Annotated in this window: 25 protein-coding genes and 1 tRNA gene; 21 read left to right on the top strand and 5 right to left on the bottom strand. The window is 51.0% G+C overall.

Going from position 1 to position 19,903, the window contains the following annotated elements; translation table 11 throughout:
- Positions 1–42 precede the first annotated feature (42 nt).
- The 5 genes from dnaJ to greA all read left to right on the top strand — a co-directional run bounded on the left by dnaJ (position 43) and on the right by greA (position 6,977).
- Entirely contained in the window at positions 43–1,185 is a 1,143-nt protein-coding gene (gene dnaJ, locus NP596_RS07640; RefSeq protein ID WP_256614710.1) for a molecular chaperone DnaJ, read from the top strand.
- 3 nt (positions 1,186–1,188) lie between these two features.
- Complete coding sequence (dapB, locus tag NP596_RS07635) at positions 1,189–1,998, top strand: 4-hydroxy-tetrahydrodipicolinate reductase (protein WP_256614709.1); 810 nt, start codon at positions 1,189–1,191, stop codon at positions 1,996–1,998.
- A 104-nt stretch (positions 1,999–2,102) separates the two neighbouring features.
- Positions 2,103–3,236 (top strand): glutamine-hydrolyzing carbamoyl-phosphate synthase small subunit, encoded by a 1,134-nt coding sequence (carA, locus tag NP596_RS07630; RefSeq protein WP_256614708.1) that lies wholly within the window; start codon positions 2,103–2,105, stop codon positions 3,234–3,236.
- A 15-nt stretch (positions 3,237–3,251) separates the two neighbouring features.
- Positions 3,252–6,473: a carbamoyl-phosphate synthase large subunit gene (gene carB / locus NP596_RS07625; RefSeq protein WP_256614707.1), complete on the top strand. Its 3,222-nt coding sequence runs from the start codon at positions 3,252–3,254 to the stop codon at positions 6,471–6,473.
- A 27-nt stretch (positions 6,474–6,500) separates the two neighbouring features.
- Complete coding sequence (gene greA / locus NP596_RS07620) at positions 6,501–6,977, top strand: transcription elongation factor GreA (RefSeq protein WP_256614706.1); 477 nt, start codon at positions 6,501–6,503, stop codon at positions 6,975–6,977.
- A 41-nt stretch (positions 6,978–7,018) separates the two neighbouring features.
- On the opposite strand, the gene yhbY is transcribed toward greA, so the two are convergent.
- On the bottom strand, positions 7,019–7,285 hold the full coding sequence (gene yhbY, locus NP596_RS07615) for a ribosome assembly RNA-binding protein YhbY (RefSeq protein WP_256614705.1): 267 nt from the start codon (positions 7,283–7,285) through the stop codon (positions 7,019–7,021).
- A gap of 51 nt (positions 7,286–7,336) precedes the next feature.
- Here yhbY and rlmE point away from each other — a divergent pair, with 51 nt between their 5' ends.
- The 7 genes from rlmE (at position 7,337) to NP596_RS07580 (ending at position 13,279) form a co-directional block, all read left to right on the top strand.
- Entirely contained in the window at positions 7,337–7,954 is a 618-nt protein-coding gene (gene rlmE, locus NP596_RS07610; RefSeq protein WP_256614704.1) for a 23S rRNA (uridine(2552)-2'-O)-methyltransferase RlmE, read from the top strand.
- 122 nt (positions 7,955–8,076) lie between these two features.
- The gene (ftsH, locus tag NP596_RS07605) at positions 8,077–9,996 is read left to right on the top strand and encodes an ATP-dependent zinc metalloprotease FtsH (protein ID WP_256614702.1); all 1,920 of its coding nucleotides are present in this window, start codon (positions 8,077–8,079) and stop codon (positions 9,994–9,996) included.
- 74 nt (positions 9,997–10,070) lie between these two features.
- Positions 10,071–11,411 (top strand): phosphoglucosamine mutase, encoded by a 1,341-nt coding sequence (gene glmM, locus NP596_RS07600; RefSeq protein WP_256614701.1) that lies wholly within the window; start codon positions 10,071–10,073, stop codon positions 11,409–11,411.
- Between the two features lie 54 nt (positions 11,412–11,465).
- Positions 11,466–12,212, top strand: a complete 747-nt coding sequence (tpiA, locus tag NP596_RS07595; protein WP_256614700.1) for a triose-phosphate isomerase — start codon at positions 11,466–11,468, stop codon at positions 12,210–12,212.
- Between the two features lie 21 nt (positions 12,213–12,233).
- Positions 12,234–12,614, top strand: a complete 381-nt coding sequence (gene secG / locus NP596_RS07590) for a preprotein translocase subunit SecG (protein WP_256614699.1) — start codon at positions 12,234–12,236, stop codon at positions 12,612–12,614.
- Positions 12,615–12,638: 24 nt separating this feature from the next.
- Positions 12,639–12,723, top strand: a tRNA-Leu gene (locus NP596_RS07585).
- Between the two features lie 175 nt (positions 12,724–12,898).
- Entirely contained in the window at positions 12,899–13,279 is a 381-nt protein-coding gene (locus NP596_RS07580; RefSeq protein ID WP_256614698.1) for an Arm DNA-binding domain-containing protein, read from the top strand.
- A gap of 88 nt (positions 13,280–13,367) precedes the next feature.
- Here NP596_RS07580 and NP596_RS07575 read toward each other — a convergent pair whose 3' ends face one another.
- Positions 13,368–13,670: a hypothetical protein gene (locus NP596_RS07575; RefSeq protein WP_256614697.1), complete on the bottom strand. Its 303-nt coding sequence runs from the start codon at positions 13,668–13,670 to the stop codon at positions 13,368–13,370.
- A 165-nt stretch (positions 13,671–13,835) separates the two neighbouring features.
- On the opposite strand from NP596_RS07575, the gene NP596_RS07570 reads away from it, so the two are divergent.
- Entirely contained in the window at positions 13,836–14,615 is a 780-nt protein-coding gene (locus NP596_RS07570; protein WP_256614696.1) for a nuclease-related domain-containing protein, read from the top strand.
- A gap of 34 nt (positions 14,616–14,649) precedes the next feature.
- On the opposite strand, the gene NP596_RS07565 is transcribed toward NP596_RS07570, so the two are convergent.
- The 3 genes from NP596_RS07565 to NP596_RS07555 all read right to left on the bottom strand — a co-directional run bounded on the left by NP596_RS07565 (position 14,650) and on the right by NP596_RS07555 (position 16,575).
- A complete protein-coding gene (locus NP596_RS07565; RefSeq protein WP_256614695.1) occupies positions 14,650–15,231 on the bottom strand; it encodes a hypothetical protein in 582 nt (193 codons plus the stop codon).
- A gap of 165 nt (positions 15,232–15,396) precedes the next feature.
- Complete coding sequence (locus NP596_RS07560) at positions 15,397–16,119, bottom strand: hypothetical protein (RefSeq protein ID WP_256614694.1); 723 nt, start codon at positions 16,117–16,119, stop codon at positions 15,397–15,399.
- Between the two features lie 57 nt (positions 16,120–16,176).
- Entirely contained in the window at positions 16,177–16,575 is a 399-nt protein-coding gene (locus NP596_RS07555; protein WP_256614693.1) for a hypothetical protein, read from the bottom strand.
- A gap of 299 nt (positions 16,576–16,874) precedes the next feature.
- On the opposite strand from NP596_RS07555, the gene NP596_RS07550 reads away from it, so the two are divergent.
- The 8 genes from NP596_RS07550 to NP596_RS07515 form a co-directional block, all read left to right on the top strand.
- Positions 16,875–17,066: a hypothetical protein gene (locus tag NP596_RS07550; RefSeq protein ID WP_256614692.1), complete on the top strand. Its 192-nt coding sequence runs from the start codon at positions 16,875–16,877 to the stop codon at positions 17,064–17,066.
- A gap of 94 nt (positions 17,067–17,160) precedes the next feature.
- Entirely contained in the window at positions 17,161–17,358 is a 198-nt protein-coding gene (locus NP596_RS07545) for a hypothetical protein (protein ID WP_013820054.1), read from the top strand.
- Entirely contained in the window at positions 17,348–17,605 is a 258-nt protein-coding gene (locus NP596_RS07540) for a type II toxin-antitoxin system RelE family toxin (RefSeq protein ID WP_256614691.1), read from the top strand. Before NP596_RS07545 ends, NP596_RS07540 begins: the two co-directional genes overlap by 11 nt.
- 337 nt (positions 17,606–17,942) lie before the next feature.
- On the top strand, positions 17,943–18,155 hold the full coding sequence (locus tag NP596_RS07535) for a YlcI/YnfO family protein (RefSeq protein WP_256614690.1): 213 nt from the start codon (positions 17,943–17,945) through the stop codon (positions 18,153–18,155).
- The gene (locus NP596_RS07530; RefSeq protein ID WP_256614689.1) at positions 18,145–18,408 is read left to right on the top strand and encodes a type II toxin-antitoxin system RelE family toxin; all 264 of its coding nucleotides are present in this window, start codon (positions 18,145–18,147) and stop codon (positions 18,406–18,408) included. Before NP596_RS07535 ends, NP596_RS07530 begins: the two co-directional genes overlap by 11 nt.
- Before the next feature lie 186 nt (positions 18,409–18,594).
- Positions 18,595–18,828, top strand: a complete 234-nt coding sequence (locus NP596_RS07525) for an exodeoxyribonuclease VII small subunit (protein WP_256614688.1) — start codon at positions 18,595–18,597, stop codon at positions 18,826–18,828.
- Positions 18,821–19,714 carry a (2E,6E)-farnesyl diphosphate synthase gene (ispA, locus tag NP596_RS07520; RefSeq protein ID WP_256614687.1) on the top strand — a complete coding sequence of 298 codons (894 nt, stop codon included), beginning with the start codon at positions 18,821–18,823 and terminating at the stop codon, positions 19,712–19,714. Before NP596_RS07525 ends, ispA begins: the two co-directional genes overlap by 8 nt.
- Before the next feature lie 52 nt (positions 19,715–19,766).
- Positions 19,767–19,903: 1-deoxy-D-xylulose-5-phosphate synthase N-terminal domain-containing protein (locus tag NP596_RS07515; RefSeq protein WP_256614731.1), on the top strand; the 137-nt coding region annotated here is incomplete at its 3' end.

Below are 19,903 nucleotides of genomic sequence, written 5' to 3'. Positions count from 1 at the left end.
AAAACAAACAGATAAATTCATTAAGTGACTCAAGAAAAATAAATGGCCGCAAAAGAAGATTTTTACAAACTGCTGGAGGTTGACCGCAACGCCAGCGAAGCCGAGATCAAAAAAAGCTATCGCAAGATGGCGATGAAATTTCATCCGGACCGAAACAAGGATAATCCCGAAGAGGCCGAGAAGAAATTCAAACTGATCAAGGAGGCTTACGAGGTATTGTCCGACCCTAAAAAGCGTTCGGCCTACGACCAGTTCGGCCATGCCGGTGTCGACCCATCCATGGGCGGGCGCGGCGGCTTCAGCGGCGCGGAAAGTTTCAGCGATATTTTCGGCGACGTGTTCGGCGATATTTTCGGCGGGGCGGGCGGACGCCAGCAGCGCAGCAACGTGCAACGCGGCGCCGATTTACGCTACAACCTGGAATTGACGCTGGAAGAAGCGGTGGGCGGCACCGAAGCGGTAGTCAAGGTGCCGGTGTTGGTAGCCTGCGGCGAGTGTAACGGTTCCGGCGCCAAAAAAGGCAGTAGTCCGGTCATCTGCAGCACCTGTCACGGCCACGGCCAGGTCAGAATGCAGCAGGGTTTTTTCTCGGTACAGCAAACCTGTCCGACCTGTCACGGTAGCGGCAAGCAGATCAAGGATCCGTGTCCGAAATGTTACGGCCAGGGCCGGGTGCAGGAAACCAAAACCCTGAATGTCAAAGTGCCGCCCGGTGTCGATACAGGCGACCGGATTCGCTTGGCGGGCGAGGGCGAAGCCGGCATGAATGGCGGTCCGTCCGGCGATTTGTATGTACAGGTGCAGGTTAAGGACCACGCCATTTTTACCCGCGACGGCGCCAACTTATATTGCGAAGTGCCGATCAGCTTTCCGACCGCCTGTTTGGGCGGCGAATTGGAAGTACCGACTTTGGACGGCAAGGTCAAATTAAAAATCCCGGCAGAAACCCAGACCGGTAAGCTGTTCCGTTTGCGCGGCAAGGGCGTCAAGCCGGTACGCGGCGGTCCGGTGGGCGACTTGCTGTGTCGGGTGCAAATCGAAACCCCGGTGCGCCTGACCAAGGAACAGCAAGCGCTGGTCGAACAGTTGCAGGCTTCCTTGAGCGGCGGCGGCAAACAGCACAGTCCGCAAGAACACGGCTGGATAGACGGCGTGAAAAGCTTTTTCGACAAGTTGACGGGATAAAACATGATGCGTATTGCCTTGGTCGGGGTGTCCGGCCGGATGGGATTGTGCTTGATTAAAGCCGCTGCTTTGTCCGATCAGACAGAACTGGCGGTAGCCGTTTCGCGCCCGGAAAGCTTGGCGGTGGGCAAGGATGCAGGCGAATTGGCCGGTATTTCCAGGCTCGGTTTGCAGGTGGGCGCCGATTTGGCGGCGCTGGTCGACCTATTCGACGTGTTGATTGATTTTACCCGTCCGGATGCTTCGATGGCTTACATCGAGATTTGCCGGCAAGCCGGCAAAAAAGTGGTCATCGGTACAACGGGTTATTCCGACAGTCAAAAGGCAGCGATTGCCGAAGCGGCCAAGGATATTGCCATTGTGATGGCGCCGAACTTCAGCGTCGGCGTCAATCTGTCGCTGAAATTATTGGAAATGACCGCTAAAGTGATGGGCGATTACACCGACATCGAGGTCATCGAAGCCCATCACCGCCACAAGGTCGACGCGCCGTCCGGCACGGCCTTGCGGATGGGGGAGGTGGTTGCTAAGGCGCTGGGACGCGATCTGAAGGATTGCGCGATTTACGGCCGCGAAGGCGACACAGGCGCCCGCGACCGCAAAACCATCGGTTTCTCCACTATCCGCGCCGGGGATATCGTCGGCGAGCATACCGTAATGTTTGCCGACGAAGGCGAACGGGTGGAGATTACCCATAAAGCCAGCAGCCGGATGACTTTCGCCAACGGCGCGGTGCGGGCGGCGGCATGGCTGGAACACAAGCCCGCCGGGCTTTACGACATGCTGGATGTGCTGGGCTTGAAAAATTGTTAATGACCAAATCGGCATAATTTCGTAAAATCGCACAAGTTTTAACTCTTTCGGAACGGGATTAGTCGTCAGGCTCATCCCGTTTTCTACATCTAAGGTGGCCAATCTTGAATAAACCTGCATTACTGGTATTGGAAGACGGTACGGAGTTTCACGGCATTTCGATAGGTGCCGACGGCTGCTCCGTGGGGGAAGTGGTTTTTAACACGGCGCTCACCGGCTATCAGGAAATACTCAGCGATCCTTCCTATGCCCGTCAAATCGTTACATTGACTTATCCTCACATCGGCAATGTCGGCACCAACAGCGAAGACGACGAGTCGGCGGCTGTATTCGCCAGCGGTTTGGTGGTGCGCGACTTGCCGTTATTGGCCAGCAGCTGGCGTATGCAACAAACCTTGCCGGAATATCTGCGCGAGCACAAGGTGGTAGCGATAGCCGATATCGATACCCGCAAATTGACCCGCTTGCTGCGCGACAAAGGCGCGCAACGCGGTTGCATCATGGCCGGCGATACGGCCGATGTCGCGGCCGCAAGACAGGCTATCGAGGGATTTTCCGGCTTGCAGGGCATGGATTTGGCCAAGGAAGTCACCACGCAACAAGTTTACGAATGGACCGAAAACGTCTGGAAGCTGGGCGAAGGCCATGGTCAAGCTTCCAACCCGACCAAGCATGTGGTGGCCTACGATTTCGGCGTCAAACGCAATATCTTGCGTTTATTGGTCAATCGCGGTTGCCGTGTCACCGTGGTGCCGGCTACCACGCCGGGGGAAAAAGTATTGGCGATGAATCCCGATGGGGTGTTTTTGTCCAACGGCCCCGGCGATCCGGAGCCTTGCACCTATGCGATTGCAGCCATCAAAACCATACTCGAACAAAAAATCCCGTTGTTCGGCATTTGCTTGGGCCACCAATTGCTGGCATTGGCCAGCGGCGCCAAAACCGAGAAGATGAAATTCGGCCACCACGGCGCCAACCATCCGGTGCAGGAACTTGCCAGCGGCCGGGTCATGATCAGCAGCCAGAACCACGGTTTCGCCGTCAGCGCAGATTCCTTGCCGGCCAACCTGAGGGCGACCTACCGCTCGCTGTTCGACGGCAGCTTGCAAGGTATCGAACGTACCGATGGTCCTGCCTTTAGTTTTCAGGGCCATCCGGAAGCCAGCCCTGGCCCGCACGATGTCGAGGCCTTGTTCGATGATTTCATGGCGCTGATGAATCAGCCCCGTTCCGTTTAAGTGTTATAGAGTCCTATGCCAAAAAGAACCGATATAAAATCGATTTTATTACTGGGCGCCGGGCCGATCGTGATCGGCCAAGCCTGCGAGTTCGATTACTCAGGCACGCAAGCCTGTAAAGCTTTGCGCGAAGAAGGCTACCGGGTGATTCTGGTTAACTCCAATCCCGCCACCATCATGACCGATCCGGACATGGCCGATGCGATTTACATCGAGCCCATCGACTGGCAGACGGTGGAAAAAATCATCGAAAAAGAACGCCCCGATGCGGTTTTGCCGACCATGGGCGGTCAGACCGCGCTGAATTGCGCGCTGGCGCTGGACAAGCATAGGGTGCTGGAAAAGTACGGCGTGGAAATGATAGGCGCCAGCAAGGAAGCCATCAATATGGCCGAAGACCGCGATTTATTCAATCAGGCCATGCGCAGGATCGGTTTGGAAGTGTCCAAGGCCAAGGTCGCGCATACGATGGAGGAAGCCTTTGCGGCGCAGGAAGAAGTGGGCTACCCGACCGTGATCCGGCCGTCGTTTACCATGGGCGGTAGCGGCGGCGGCATTGCCTATAACCGGGAAGAATTCATCGAGATTTGCGAGCGAGGGCTGTATTTGTCGCCGACCAGCGAATTGCTGATCGAAGAGTCCATTTTGGGTTGGAAAGAGTTCGAAATGGAAGTGGTGCGCGACTCGAAAGACAACTGCATCATCATCTGCTCGATCGAAAATTTCGATCCGATGGGCGTGCATACCGGCGACTCGATTACCGTGGCGCCGGCGCAAACCCTGACCGACAAGGAATACCAAATCCTGCGTAACGCCTCGTTGGCGGTACTGCGGGAAATCGGCGTCGATACCGGCGGTTCCAACGTGCAATTCGCCATTAATCCCGAAAACGGCCGTTTGATCGTCATTGAGATGAACCCGCGGGTGTCGCGTTCTTCGGCGCTGGCGTCCAAAGCCACCGGTTTTCCGATCGCTAAAGTCGCCGCCAAATTGGCGGTGGGGTATACGCTGGATGAATTGCGCAATGAGATTACCGGCGGCGCGACCCCGGCCTCTTTCGAACCCAGCATCGACTACGTGGTCACCAAAGTGCCGCGTTTTGCTTTCGAAAAATTCCCGCAAGCCAATGACCGCTTGACCACGCAAATGAAGTCGGTCGGCGAAGTGATGGCTATCGGCCGCACTTTCCAGGAATCCCTGCAAAAAGCCTTGCGCGGACTGGAAGTGGGCGTCGACGGTCTGGATGAAATCATCGATCTGAACGACGAAAATAGCGAAGATACCATATTGCGCGAATTGCGTTACCCAGGTCCGGAACGCTTGTGGTATTTGGCCGATGCGTTCCGTAGCGGTTTGAGTTTCGACGAGATTCATCAGGCCTGCAAAATCGACCCGTGGTTTTTGGCGCAGGTTGAGGATTTGATCGCCACCGAAAAAACCCTGTCCACTAAAACCCTGGCAACGCTGGAAAAAGGCGAGCTGTTACGCTTGAAGCGCAAAGGTTTTTCCGACCGGCGCTTGGCCAAACTGCTGGAAACCAAGGAATCGGAAGTACGCAATATCCGCCATAAACAGGGCGTGCGTCCTGTTTATAAGCGCATCGACTCCTGCGCGGCGGAATTTGCTTCCGACACCGCTTATCTGTATTCGACTTACGAGCAGGAATGCGAGGCCAATCCGACCGACCGGGAAAAAATCATTATCCTGGGCGGCGGACCTAACCGTATAGGCCAAGGTATTGAGTTCGACTATTGCTGCGTGCATGCGGCCTTGGCCCTGCGGGAAGACGGTTACGAAACCATCATGGTCAACTGTAATCCGGAAACCGTGTCCACCGACTTCGATACCTCCGACAGACTGTATTTCGAGCCGTTGACGTTGGAAGATGTGCTGGAAATCATCGAATTGGAAAAGCCCAAGGGCGTTATCGTCCAATACGGCGGCCAAACGCCGCTGAAACTGGCGCGCGCTTTGGAAGCAGCCGGCGCGCCGATTATCGGTACTTCGCCGGATTCCATTGATTTGGCCGAAGACCGCGAGCGCTTTCAGAAATTGCTTGAGCGGCTGAATCTGAAACAACCGCCCAACGCCACGGCGCGTTCTGTTGAGCAAGCGGTCAATTCCGCCAAGGAGTTGGGTTATCCGCTGGTGGTGCGCCCTTCCTACGTGTTGGGCGGACGGGCCATGGAAATCGTTTTCAACGAGGAAGGCTTGCGCCGTTACATGAAGGAAGCGGTCAGCGTCTCCAACGATTCGCCGGTATTGCTGGATAGATTCCTGGACGACGCCGTGGAAATGGATGTGGACGCGATTTACGACGGCGAAACCGTACTGATCGGCGGTTTGATGGAGCATATCGAGCAGGCCGGCGTACATTCCGGCGACTCGGCCTGCTCGATTCCGCCCTACGATTTGCCCGCCCATCTGCAGGACCAGTTGCGTGCCCAGGTGGCCAAAATGGCCGAAGCGCTGGGTGTGTGCGGCTTGATGAATACTCAGTTTGCAATTCAGGGCGAAACCATTTATGTGTTGGAGGTCAATCCGCGAGCTTCGCGTACCGCGCCTTTCGTTTCCAAAGCCACCGGTTATCCGCTGGCCAAAATCGCTGCCCGCTGCATGGTCGGCAAATCCTTGAAAGAACAGGGCATTACCGAAGAGCGCATCCCGGAATATTTCTCGGTAAAAGAAGCGGTATTTCCGTTTATCAAGTTTCCCGGCGTTGACCCGTTACTGGGGCCGGAAATGAAGTCTACCGGCGAAGTGATGGGCGTGGGTAAAACCTTCGGCGAGGCGTTCGCGAAGTCGCAACGCGCCGGCGGTGTCGACTTGAGCCAGAGCGGCAAGGTGTTGATCAGTATTCGCGATGCCGATAAACCCAAGCTGCCCGAGTTGGCCAAGATGTTGATCGAAAAGGACTATGAAATCGTGGCAACCCGGGGTACCGCTAAAGTATTGAAAGCGGCCGGTATTCCCTGTCAGGAGATTTTCAAGGTCAATGAAGGCCGGCCGAATACGGTGGATATGATCAAAAACGGCGAGATTCAATTGATCGTCAATACCACCGAGGGTGTCAAGGCCGTGGCCGATTCGTTTACCATGCGCCGGGAAGCTTTGCAGCGTAAGGTGACTTATTACACTACCATGGCCGGTGCCCGTGCGGCTTGTTTTGCCTTGGGCGAATTGTCCGCGGGTTCCGTGAATTGTCTGCAGGATTTGCACAAAACCTTTAAAGGATGATGTTGGAAATGTTTTTAGGAGTTGTTTATGAATAAAGTGCCGCTAACAGTGGCGGGCGCCAATAAACTGCGCGCCGAGCTGGAAGAGTTAAAAACCGTGGTCAGGCCGCGTATCATTCAGGCGATTTCCGATGCCCGCGCGCACGGAGATTTAAAGGAAAATGCCGAATATCATGCCGCCCGCGAGCAGCAAAGTTTTGCCGAGGGCCGGATTGCCGAGATTGAAAGCAAGCTATCCAATGCCAATATCATCGATGTTACCAAGGCCGACGCCAACGGTAAGGTGATATTCGGCGCCACGGTCAAAATCGAGGATCTGGATTCCGGTAAGGAAGTCACCTATCAAATCGTCGGCGAGGATGAGGCCAATATTAAGGAAGGCCGCATTTCCGTGGGCTCGCCGATTGCCAGGGCCTTGATCGGCAAGGAAGTGGAGGATGTGGTGACGGTTAAAGCACCCGGCGGCAATATCGAGTATGAAATTATCGCGGTGGATTACATTTAACCGGTAAAACGATTGAGCAGGGAGGCGTGGCCTCCCTTGCATTATTTCTTGGGGTTCTTTCTATAGATTACAGCCACTTGGCCTATGGACTGTACCAATTCCGCGTGAGTATCCGTACAAATTTGCTCTTTGATGACATTGCGTTCGTCGCGTTCGGCGCGTATTTTGACTTTGATTAATTCATGCGCATCCAGCGCAACATTGATTTCTTTCAATACTGCCGGGGTTAAGCCGGATTGCCCAATCATCACCACCGGATTTAAGGGGTGTGCCTGAGCTTTCAACTTCTTCTTTTCAATAGGATTCACTCTGTTTCCTTTAGCTTTAAAAAACCGTGCAATTTTACACCAATCGATACTATGTCACGCACTAAAAGTAGCCACCAGTGGATGCAAGAGCATTTTCAAGACGAATATGTCAAAAAAGCGCAAGCGCTGGGGTATCGGTCGCGTGCGGTGTTTAAACTGATTGAAATACAAGAGAAAGATAAAATTATCCGTCCCGGCATCAATATCGTCGATTTGGGGGCCGCGCCGGGCGGTTGGTCCGAATATGCCAGAAAATTGCTCGGCAAAAACGACAAAGTGGTGGCTTTGGATTTGCTGGATATCGAACCGATTGCGGGTGTCGATTTTATCCAGGGCGATTTTAGAGAAGACGACGTGTTGGAAAAACTTTATAAAGTGCTTGATGGCCAGCCCGTTCACTTGTTATTGTCGGACATGGCCCCCAATATAAGCGGTAACAAAGAAATGGATCAGCCCAGATCCATCTATCTGGGGGAATTGGCCTTGGAGGCGGCCGACAGTATTTTGGTTAAAGGCGGGGTGTTTTTAATTAAAATGTTTCAAGGGGCTGGCTTTGACGAATACTACAATCAGGTGAGGCAGCGGTTTACCAGCGTGGTGATTCGAAAACCCAAGGCGTCTCGAGCCAGAAGCAATGAAGTCTATATTTTGGCAAAAGGTTTTAAATAGCTTGGTACACTCTACACGGTATCAGGCAAAGTTGGTCGGTAGGATGTAGGGTATTCCTGATAGAATTACTTGGTTTTAATATTTTAGGCCGTTTTACGGTCGGAGCGCGTAAATTGAGCGATATGATGAAAAATTTAGTGCTGTGGGTTGTCATCGCAGTGGTTTTGATGGCGATATTCAACAATTTCGGCTCCAGATCGATCCGAAGCGACGCCACTTTGTCCTATTCGCAGCTGATCGATGCCGTGAAGGCAGGTCAGGTGCAGCAGGTTTCCATTGCCGATAACACGGTGACCGGCAGAATGCAGTCCGGCGATAAGTTCAAGACTTATATGCCGAACGATCCGCATCTGATCGACGACTTATTGGCGAATGGCGTGGAGATTGTGGTGCGTCCGCCGGAAGAGCCTTCGATGTTGATGTCGATCTTCGTCTCCTTCGGGCCGATTCTGCTGTTGATCGCGGTGTGGGTGTTCTTCATGCGGCAAATGCAGGGCGGCGGCGTCGGCGGCCGCGGCGGAGCCATGGGCTTCGGCAAAAGCAAGGCCCGCATGCTGGATCAGGATCAGAATAAAGTCACCTTTGCCGACGTGGCGGGATGCGACGAGGCCAAGGAAGAAGTGCAGGAAATGGTCGACTTCTTGAAAGACCCGGCCAAGTACCAGAAATTGGGCGGTAAGGTGCCGCGCGGCGCGTTGATGGTGGGGCCGCCCGGCACCGGTAAAACCTTGCTGGCCCGCGCCATCGCCGGCGAAGCCAAGGTACCGTTCTTTACCATTTCGGGTTCCGATTTCGTGGAAATGTTCGTCGGTGTCGGCGCTTCCCGGGTAAGGGACATGTTCGAGCAAGCCAAAAAACATGCGCCGTGCATCATTTTCATCGACGAGATCGACGCGGTGGGACGTTCGCGCGGCGCGGGTTTGGGCGGCGGCAATGACGAACGCGAACAAACCTTGAATCAGTTGCTGGTCGAAATGGACGGTTTCGAAGGTCATGAAGGCATTATCGTCATCGCCGCAACCAACCGCGCGGACGTTTTGGATAAAGCGTTGTTGCGTCCCGGTCGTTTCGATCGGCAGGTCGTGGTCGGTTTACCGGATGTCAGAGGCCGCGAACAAATCTTGAATGTGCATTTGAAAAAAGTACCGGTCGGCGACGACGTCAGGGTCAAATATATCGCTCAAGGTACGCCGGGGTTTTCCGGTGCTGATTTGGCCAATCTGGTTAACGAAGCAGCTCTGTTTGCCGCTCGCTTCAATAAGCGTCTCGTCAGCATGGTCGATCTGGAAAAAGCCAAGGACAAGCTGATCATGGGCGCGGAGCGGCACTCCATGGTAATGGACGAAAAAGAAAAGAAAATGACCGCATATCACGAAGCAGGTCATGCTATCGTCGGTAAAATAGTTCCCGAGCATGATCCGGTTTATAAGGTCAGTATTATGCCGCGCGGACGGGCGTTGGGCGTGACGATGTTTTTGCCGGAACGTGACCAATACAGCGCCAGCAAATGTAAGCTGGATAGCATGATTTCCAGTTTGTACGGCGGCCGGATTGCCGAGGAATTGATATTCGGTTGGGAGCAAGTATCCACCGGAGCTTCCAATGACATTGAGCGCGCCACTGAATTAGCCAGAAACATGGTCACCAAATGGGGCTTGTCTCAACGCTTGGGGCCGTTGGCTTATAGCGAGGAGGAAGGCGAGATTTTCCTGGGCCGTTCGGTTACGCAACACAAGTCGGTGGCGGAAGAAACCTCCCATACCATAGATGAAGAAATACGTTCCATCATCGATAGAAACTACGAACGGGCCGAGAATATTCTGAAGGAAAATATGGATATTCTGCACGCCATGGCGGATGCGTTGATGAAATACGAAACCATCGATAAATATCAAATCGAGGATTTGATGAACAGAAAGCCGGTCAGAGAACCCAAGGGATGGGATGACACCCCGCCTTCTTCAAACAGCGATGTCGAAGTCGAGCCTTGGGGGCCGGCAAATAAAGACCAGTCTATTGGTGGTGCGGCCGAACAAGGCTAATCGTCAGGCAATTTAAAAACTAGAGAGAGGCTCCGGTCTCTCTTTTTTTTGTAAGCAGGAAAGTGGAATTGACTATGGCAAAAAAATATTTCGGTACCGACGGCATTCGCGGCAAAGTGGGGGAATACCCGATTACGGCGGATTTTATGTTGAAGCTGGGTTGGGCGACCGGCCGGGTGTTTGCCAAGGAAGGCAGCGGATTTGTATTGGTGGGTAAAGATACGCGTATTTCCGGCTATATGTTCGAGTCGGCGTTGGAGGCGGGTTTATCCGCGGCGGGTGTGGATACGCGCATGCTGGGGCCGATGCCGACGCCGGGTATCGCCTATCTGACCCGCACCTTGCGGGCCAAGGCCGGCATTGTCATCAGTGCTTCCCATAACCCGTACTACGATAACGGCATCAAGTTTTTTTCCGTGAACGGTACCAAATTGCCCGATGAGCTGGAGCATCAAATCGAACAGTACATCGATGCCCCCATGACCACGGTAGAGTCGGCAAAACTGGGCAAGGTCAAACGAGTCAGCGATGCCGCGGGGCGTTATATCGAGTTTTGCAAGGCTACGGTGCCGCCGCACCTGGATTTCAAGGGTATGCGTATCGTTATAGATTGCGCGCACGGTGCCACCTATCATATTGCCCCGCACGTCTTTAGCGAAGTGGGCGCGGAAGTGGTGACCATAGGCGGAGAGCCCGATGGTTTAAACATTAATGACGAATGCGGCGCTACTCACCCTGAAGCATTGGCTGCCAAGGTCTGGGAATACCGGGCCGACTTGGGTATCGCATTGGACGGCGACGGCGACAGGATCATCATGGTCGACCATAAAGGCGAGATCGTCGATGGCGATGAGTTGATTTATATCATCGCCAAATCCCGTCAGGAAGAAGGCAAGCTGCAGGGGCCTGTAGTGGGCACCCTGATGTCGAATCTGGGGATGGAGCATGCCTTAAAAGCCCTTGGTATTCCGTTGTTTCGCGCCAATGTCGGCGACCGCTACGTGATGGAGCTGCTGACCGAAAAAAATGGCATGCTAGGCGGGGAAGGGTCGGGGCATATTATTTGTCTGGATAAAACCACCACCGGCGACGGTATTGTCTCCGCGTTGCAGGTATTGGCGGAAATGCAGCGCACCGGCAAAAGTTTGCACGAATTAAAATCGGGCATGAAAAAATATCCGCAGGTTTTGATTAATATCCGCACCGATAAAAAGGTCAAGCTGGACGAAATAGACGGCATTAAAAAAGCCGTGGATGCGGTCGAGAAAAAATTGGGCGACAAGGGGCGGGTGTTGCTGCGGTCCTCGGGTACCGAGCCTTTGGTAAGGGTGATGGTGGAGGGTGTTGATGAAGAAGATGTCAATAAATATGCCAATCAACTGGCCAACGATGTCAGGAAAGCAATCGCGTCTTGAACTTAAGCCTTTCAAGGTTTAATATAGTCGGCTTTATTTGGCCTGGAGTATGTGATGCGGCAACCTTTGATCATGGGAAACTGGAAAATGAATGGCTCGCGGGAAGAGGGCGTGCAACTGGCGAAAGCTTTGGCTGAAGGCTTAAATGCAGGTAGTCAGGAAGTTGCGGTTTGTGTTCCGTTTGTCTACTTGTCGGATGTTCGCGGCGCCTTGGCTGCATCTTCTATTGCTTTGGGCGCGCAAAACGTAGCCGATCAAGCCTCCGGTGCATACACGGGTGAAATTTCAGCCGCCATGCTGGCGGATTGCGGATGCAAATATGCTTTGGTGGGTCACTCGGAAAGACGTTCTTACTACGGCGATACCAACCAGACCGTGGCCAGCCGTTTTTGCCAGGCGCAAAAGCAAAACGTTATTCCAGTGCTATGTGTCGGCGAAACCCTGGAAGAGCGCGAACAAGATAGAACTTTCCAAGTAGTTGACGAACAATTGGATGCGGTTATCGATGCCGCCGGTATCGAAGCGTTCGCAAATGCAGTCATCGCTTACGAGCCGGTTTGGGCGATCGGCACAGGCAAAACCGCCAGCGACGAACAAGCGCAAGAAGTACATCAATACATCCGTCAGCGTATTGCGGATAGAAACCCCGCTATAGCCGCAAAAGTGCAAATTTTGTACGGCGGCAGCGTAAAGCCCGACAATGCCAAAGCCCTGTTTGCCATGCCTGACATCGATGGCGGCCTAGTAGGCGGCGCTTCGCTGGATGCAAAAGGATTCTTGCAAATTTGTCATTCAGTTTAGAATTTTTGTTTTAGGATTAATATGCTGTATCAAATTATCATTGTTATACACATCCTGTTAGGTATCGGGATTATCGGCCTGGTTCTGATGCAGCAGGGTAAAGGCGCTGATGCCGGCGCTGCTTTCGGCAGCGGTGCATCCGGTTCGGTTTTCGGAGCACAGGGCTCGGCCTCTTTTCTGTCCAGAACCACTGCCATTTTTGCCAGTTTGTTCTTCGTAACCAGCTTGGGTTTGGCTTTTTTGAGCGGTTATCAAGGCAAGAGGTCCGACATCATGGATGTTCCCGCTGTTGAAGAAGCGGTTTCCGATGTGCCGTTATCGCAAAATAAAGCGGATGATTCGGTACCGCTGGCAACGCTCCCCGAAGCGCCCGCAATTAAAGAAGTAACGCCCGCTGAATAAATCTCAGTTCAAAATACGATTTAAGCCGACGTGGTGAAATTGGTAGACACGCCATCTTGAGGGGGTGGTGACGCAAGTCGTGCCGGTTCAAGTCCGGCCGTCGGTACCATTTGAGAATGCACGGAAGTGCAAAGAAGTGCAAAAACCCGCGAATCTTCTGGGCTCGCGGGTTTTTTATTGTGCAAGGAAGTGCAGCGAAATGCAGGGGCATGCAATCAAAATCGTGTCATTCAGTGTATCATCCTGGAAAAGTCAATTTAGAATGACACAATTGATGACACACTATGGCTGAAAAACTCAATAAAGATGCGGTCTACAGGGCTGCAAAAACCAAAGATAAGGATTATTTCATCAACGATGGTGGCGGTCTATTTCTGATGGTTAAAACCAACGGAACAAAACTGTGGCATTTCATCTTTACATGCGAAGGCAAGCGTAAAAGACTGTCACTTGGTATTTATCCGGATACCACGCTGGAAGTTGCAAGACGTAAATCTGAAGAAGCCCGCACACAAATTGCCGACGGTATTGATCCAGCCGAAGTTAGAGATCAAGCCAAACAGATTAAACAGCTTTCGAAACAGAACCAAGCACGGATAAAGGAAGGCTTGCCAAGCATCGACAGCTTCGCCGACGTTACCTTTGGGTTTTACCGGAAAAGGTAAGCCAGTATTGCGTTGGTTGATTGCCAAAATCGCAGAAGAATTTTGTTATTCGTTTTCGGTACGCCCCACAGTTGGAGGGCATTTACATTTACTTCTTGATAAGCATAATCCTGAAATCCCCAATTTCTTTTCCGAGCAGGAGTTTGATTGCATACACCGAAGCTAATACGCCTAAAGTGGTTCCAAATGCACGAGCGATAAACAACCCAGACTCTTTAGGAATACCTGCGAATACACAGAAAGCGGCAAAAAAACCCAAAAAATTACGCCGAGCGCTAAAGCAATGATCAGAGCCAGAAGATTTCTCCACAGCAATGCCCACCAAACACAGATTACTCTTGGCCAGGTTATCTCTAATTCCATTTCCTTTGCCCGCTGTTATTTGTGACACCCAAACTATAGATTATCGGGCAAAGACCGAAATAACCGGTATTTTTCTTCGCCCACTATCTTCTATACTAGCACCAAAACTCCGCTCTAATTACACGGAATCGGCATAGAACTGCAGCCTGTAAACCAACACACCCATCAAAAAAGCTAGAAAAAAGGATCGACAATGAACACACAACTAATTGGCAACTACATTGCAACCTTCTGGTGGGTATTCCTCTTTTCGGCAATCGTCGGCCTCCTTAAATCGCCGACATTTAAAGGCATTTTGGGCGAATTTCTGGTTAACGTAATGGCGAAATTCCGCCTCGACAAAAACGTCTACACCCTCTTCAAAAATGTCACCTTACCCACCGAAGACGGCACCACCCAGATAGACCACGTCATCGTCTCGCCCTATGGCGTATTCGTCATCGAAACCAAAAACATGAAAGGCTGGATATATGGCGGAGCCAACCAAAAGACCTGGACACAAAAGATATATCGCCACACCAACCAATTTCAAAACCCGCTACACCAAAACTACAAACACGCGCAAACGCTGCAAAGTGCACTAGGCATAGAACCCGAAAAGATATTCTCGCTGGTCGTCTTTATTGGCGACAGCAACTTCAAAACGCCCATGCCGGAAAATGTAGTCTATGCCGGCGGCTACATCCGCTACATCAAAAGCAAACAACAACGCATTTTGACCGGCAAGGAAATTGCCGCCATCCGCCACAAAATTCAAGCAGGACGTCTAAAACCCTCGCTAAAAACCCACATCCAGCACGTCGAACATGTCAAAACCATCGTCGAACAAAAACGCCAACAAGTCGAAAACGCCTGCCCAAAATGCGGCAAACCGATGTTATTACGCACTGTCAAAAACGGCGAAAACCAAGGCAAAGAATTCTGGGGCTGTAGTGGCTTCCCCAAATGCAGAACAATGAGGCCAGTAGCCTAACAAAAATGCATTATTGCAAGACCTTGCCCGTGCCTTATTTGTAGTGCTTCGAGCCTGGCCTGGGAGTGTCTCTGAAAATTTCGTCCCCCTGAGTCCTTGCGTAGTCTTTGGGGAAAGCTGTCTGAATGTGAATTTCTTGACTACTTGAGTTTGGAATCTTGCAGACAAGGATATAGATTAGCACGATGTAACCGTCTCCCTTTACCACGGACGCCCAGTCGAAAGACATCTGCCCTTTCTTCGGCCTATATACGGTGAAAATGTCGAAATCCTTCCCTTGTCGAAGAACTACCGATTGAATTTCTACCGACGAAACATCTGGTTCATTAAGTCTTTCTAACTCACTCTGTCCAGAACGCGAGTTCAGCGCTTCGTGTACCATAGATACTAGAGAGTGGCGGTCAACTAAGAATATAGAATCTTCACGGGGAAGTTTAGCGTCCTTGCCGTTCTTCTTCTTGGGCCGAGAAAAACTATCCACACGTTCGCGGGTATGAAGAGAAATCGCATGCCCGCTCTCTGCCTTGGTTAGAGGGACTCCGGGCCTAGGTCTCCCTTCACTGGCGTTCAGGATGTTGGCAGTGTCCTGAAGGCTATAAGAACGGTTGTATGCCATGTAGTTCTCCCAAAGAGTGAAGTGCCACCTACGCCACCGAGCATAGTCGCTGTTTAAGTTGTGTCAATATTGTCGACGATGTTTCACAAGAAACAGGACCGGTCTTGTATTAGAGTATTTTTGAACGACTTTTCTATGCTGCACGACCGGCCTCCGTCTTCTTATTCATCTAAATTTCTCTAACAGCAAATGTATGACATGAGGTAATTCAGGTGCGCCTATAGCAATTGTTACTGCTGACGCTACAGCACTAAGAACAGTAATAAACTTCTGGCCGAACTCGGTTTTAGTAATAACTTCGCGATACGATTCATCAAAGAAAGCGTGTCCCAAGGAAGCATCCACTGCCTCAATAATTGGGACCGCGCCTGATATCCTGTACTCGTCTAGTGCAGTTATTATGCGTTGAAGATAACGAGCCACATATTCCACGATCTCATTTTTGAAATCTCCATCAATTACTTCGTTAAGAAGCTGGTTAATTCGAGACCGAAGTTCTTCTATTGTTTCTTGCTCCAAGAGCTTTGTTGGAAGCTTTGTTTGAATAAGTTCAGCGGTTAACCTCAGATACGTCAAAGTATGTTGATCTATCTGAGCTTGGAAGCTACCCCATTCGGAATTGAGATTCTGCTGCGAAAAGGCTTGATTGACCTTTGTATTCCAATGGTTGAACGTACTTTTCTGGTTTGGAAAATCCCTGTTTATTATCTCAATTGCCTGCTCGGGCAACTCCATGACTTTTCCTATTCTTGACATTAGGAGAGCATCTCTACCTGTTTGGACTCCCAATAGCTCGCGCCAGACGTTTCGACAGTTATTTTTAGAATTTTGGAGGGCTCCAGCCTCTAAAATCGCCAACAGTCTTGCCGCCGGGTTATCTCCTATCATATTTATCCCTCATGTGTAAAGTACGTAATATCTGAATTCATCGGTTGGTGAGCGATCTTAGTCGGCTTTTGTTTTCGTTTTTTCTTTTTCTTTTTCTGTTTCTGTTTCTGTTTCTGTTTCTGTTTCTTCAAGGATTTTTCGTGCAACGTGCTTAATTGCCAGCTTTATTTCTGGCGTTAGTAAATTATTGTCTTTATTTCGCTCTTGTTCTTCATCTTTATCTTGCGCTGGTCTGATCTGTCCCGATTCAGGTAGCTCTTCGCCGGTCATCACCCAATAAATGTATTGAGGGCAAATTTTCTTTAACCCTTCTAAGTGATCTTCATTTACGCGCGTAGCTGTGTTCTTCAGGTTCCGCCACTTCATTGCCTTTATTCCTGTTCTTCTTTCTAGCTGCGGAAACGTTAAATCAAGGCTTTCTATTGCTTTTAACAATCTTGTTTTTATGTCGGACATGATTAATAAATAATCCAAAAATATCGACATATTAATTAAAGATGGATTAAAATTAAATCCATCTTTAATAAAGAACTATAGGTGTTTCCCTGCAAACAGGTCAAATTCAATTCATAGGCGTCTGCACGCTGCGCTACCTTGCCTAGCACACCGGCATCAAAGAAGGCGTAGCCCTGGGCTGGATGAAAAAGACTACCTACCCACCAAACGCATCGGCAAATACACCCTGATTAACCTCGCACAACTCAAAGTCGAGCTACTGGAATCGGACATCAACCAAACCAAACCGATTGTGGCACGTGTCCCGAGCCCATTTGCTGAAAGTCACCGGCGCCCCCGTGCTAGCCAGCGGTATCGCCTCAAAAACCAGTTGCAAGTGCTGCATCCAACAAGCCGCGCCTTACCCCATAACCTTCAAGCAGTGCCAGAAACATATTCAAAACCTGCACTTTAATCCGTTTGTGGGATCGGCTGCGGTGGTGGCCGCTTAGTGGCAATCCATAAATATCGTAACGCGTTACGAAACTCCCGCCGACAACGGTTATATTTTGATATATTTGGGCCGTTATTAATGGAGCGCAGACCATGATTCAGATTCCCCAACCCACCGAAAACCTTTTGATTACCGCCGCTCGCGTGGCAGGCCAATCGCCTTTGGTGTTCCTGGATGCGCTTTTGCAGGAATATCTTGAAGATCGCCAAGATATCGAACAAGCTGAAATTGCCTTGAAAGAAGAGGGCGGCGTTAGCCTTGAACAATTCAGGGCAGAGCATGGCGTATAGCATTCAAATCAAGCCATCCGCACAGAAAGACCTGTTAAAACTACCGCCGCAAACCCAGACCCGCCTTTTAGACGCCATACAAACCTTATCGGTCAACCCTCGGCCATCCGGCATTAAAAAGCTTCAAGAGCATGAACTTTACCGTTTACGCGTCGGCGATTACCGCATTATCTATGCTATTCACGACCAAGAACTTTTGATCCTTGTCGCCACTATTGGTCATAGAAAAGACGTTTACCGACGCTAGCCGTTTAGGTTGCTGGCCAATATTGGCGATACTGAGCCTTCAACCCTGTGAATATCCATCGGTGTCAGTGGCGGTTTTATAATTGGACTCTCTGGCCGGCTTTTTTCGACGTTTGCTGTTGTTATAGAGCGTAGCGAACGTAGTTTTTTATCGCTCGCACTACGAGCAGCAAAAAGCGCAGTTCTACGGGTTCAGGTTGGTTAACCCTGATGGGTATGGGCAACGCCCACGGTTTTAAGGTAATGGTTGGTGTCTAGTCGAAGCCCAGCCAGCCAATCATCAATCAAAATATCGAAGAAATGTTAAACTTCTAACCGAACTTATCGGAGTGCAAACCATGATTGAATTACCTGCACCAATCGAAAACAGATTGATCCACGCCGCGCAAGACGCCGGCCAAAACCTCGCAGTCTTCCTAAATCGATTGCTGGACGAATACGCCGAAGACCAAGCCGACGCCAAACTTGCCGAATCAGCCTATAAAGAATTCATCGAAAGCGGGGAATCTAGCATCTCGCTAGATAAACTAATGACGGACAATGGCCTATAAAATTGAATTTACCCCCAAAGCCGCTAAGCAGTTCTCGAAACTCGACCAAGCAACCAAAAAACGAATTAAAGAGGTTCTACTTCGAATCGAAGCACTCGAAGACCCGAGAGCCGTAGGAAAAAATCTTCAAGGCGAACTAGCCGGTCTATGGCGATACCGAGCCGGAAACTACCGTATCTTGACCCGTATCATTGACGACAAGCTGGTAATTCTAGTGGTTACCGTCGGCCATCGGCGGGAAATATACGATTAAAAACCTGTCCATAAAGTGTCTATTTTATAGTTCCGCAGAGTTCTTCTACGGTTGGAAAATGAACCAGCCGGTTTTTTATCCAGTTGAATTACCAAAACTTTTCATTCTATTGTTCTTCGATGTCCGGCATTAGGCAAAACATACTATAATGCTCGGTCATTTTTTGAGCACTGTTTTGTACATTATATGTCGAGAAGAAAAAACGCTTCCCAATTTGAAGAGGCCATGCAGGAACTGGAACAGCTGGTTGAGCAAATGGAACGCGGCGAACTCTCTTTGGAAGAGTCCTTGAAATCCTTCGAACGCGGTATCAAACTGACCCGCACCTGCCAGCAAGCTTTGCAGGAAGCCGAACAAAAAGTACAGATATTATTAGAAAAAAACGGCCAACAAAGCCTGGAGCCCTTTAACGATGAGTAAATTAAAAGCCTACCTGACTGCCTGCCAAAACCGTGTCGAACGCGCCTTGGACGCCCGTTTGCCCGGCGAAAATATTCTGCCGCAAAAACTGCATCAAGCCATGCGCTATACGGTACTGGACGGCGGCAAGCGCACCCGGCCGCTGCTGACCTACGCAACGGGACAGGCTTTGGGTTTAAGCGAAGAGGTGCTGGATGGCCCTGCCTGCGCGGTGGAATTTATTCACGTGTATTCGTTGATCCATGACGACTTGCCGGCCATGGACAACGACGATCTGCGCCGCGGTAAACCCACCTGCCATAAAGCGTACGACGAAGCCACCGCCATCCTGGCTGGCGACGCCTTGCAGGCATTGGCTTTTGAAATACTGGCCAACGATCCCAGCATCCGGGTAGACGCCGCCGCGCGTTTAAAAATGATCAGCAACTTAACCAAAGCCAGCGGCTCGCAAGGCATGGTCGGCGGGCAGGCGATCGATTTGGCGTCCGTGGGCACCAAACTGAACCTGCCGGAACTGGAAAACATGCATATTCATAAAACCGGCGCCTTGATTCGCGCGAGCGTCAACATGGCCGCGCTGTCCAAGCCCGACTTGGATCCGGTGGTGGCCAAAAATCTGGATCATTACGCCAAATGTATAGGGCTGTCGTTCCAAGTTAAGGATGATATTCTGGACGTGGAAAGCGACACGGCCACGTTGGGCAAAACCCAAGGCAAGGATGTCGACAACGACAAACCCACCTACCCAGCCTTGCTCGGCATGGCTGGCGCCAAACAAAAAGCCCAGGAATTGCACGAACAAGCCGTTGCCAGTCTGGCCGGTTTCGGCAGCGAAGCCGATTTATTGCGCGAACTGTCTTTGTACATTATCGAACGTACACACTAATTCTCATTGCCCATTCGCGCATAGACCCTAGTTAGAAGGAAGCTTTATCAGCATGACATTTTCAGGAAATTTCCCTTTACTCGATACTATCCATAACCCAGCAGACATCCGGTCCCTGTCGAAAGACCAGTTAAAACCGCTGGCGGATGAGGTACGCGAGTATCTGACCCATACGGTCAGCATTTCCGG

This window comes from Methylomonas rivi (assembly GCF_024505165.1).
Taxonomy (GTDB): Bacteria; Pseudomonadota; Gammaproteobacteria; order Methylococcales; family Methylomonadaceae; genus Methylomonas; species Methylomonas rivi.
Note: the sequence above shows the minus strand (reverse complement) of the source record. Positions and strands in the feature narration are given on the sequence as shown.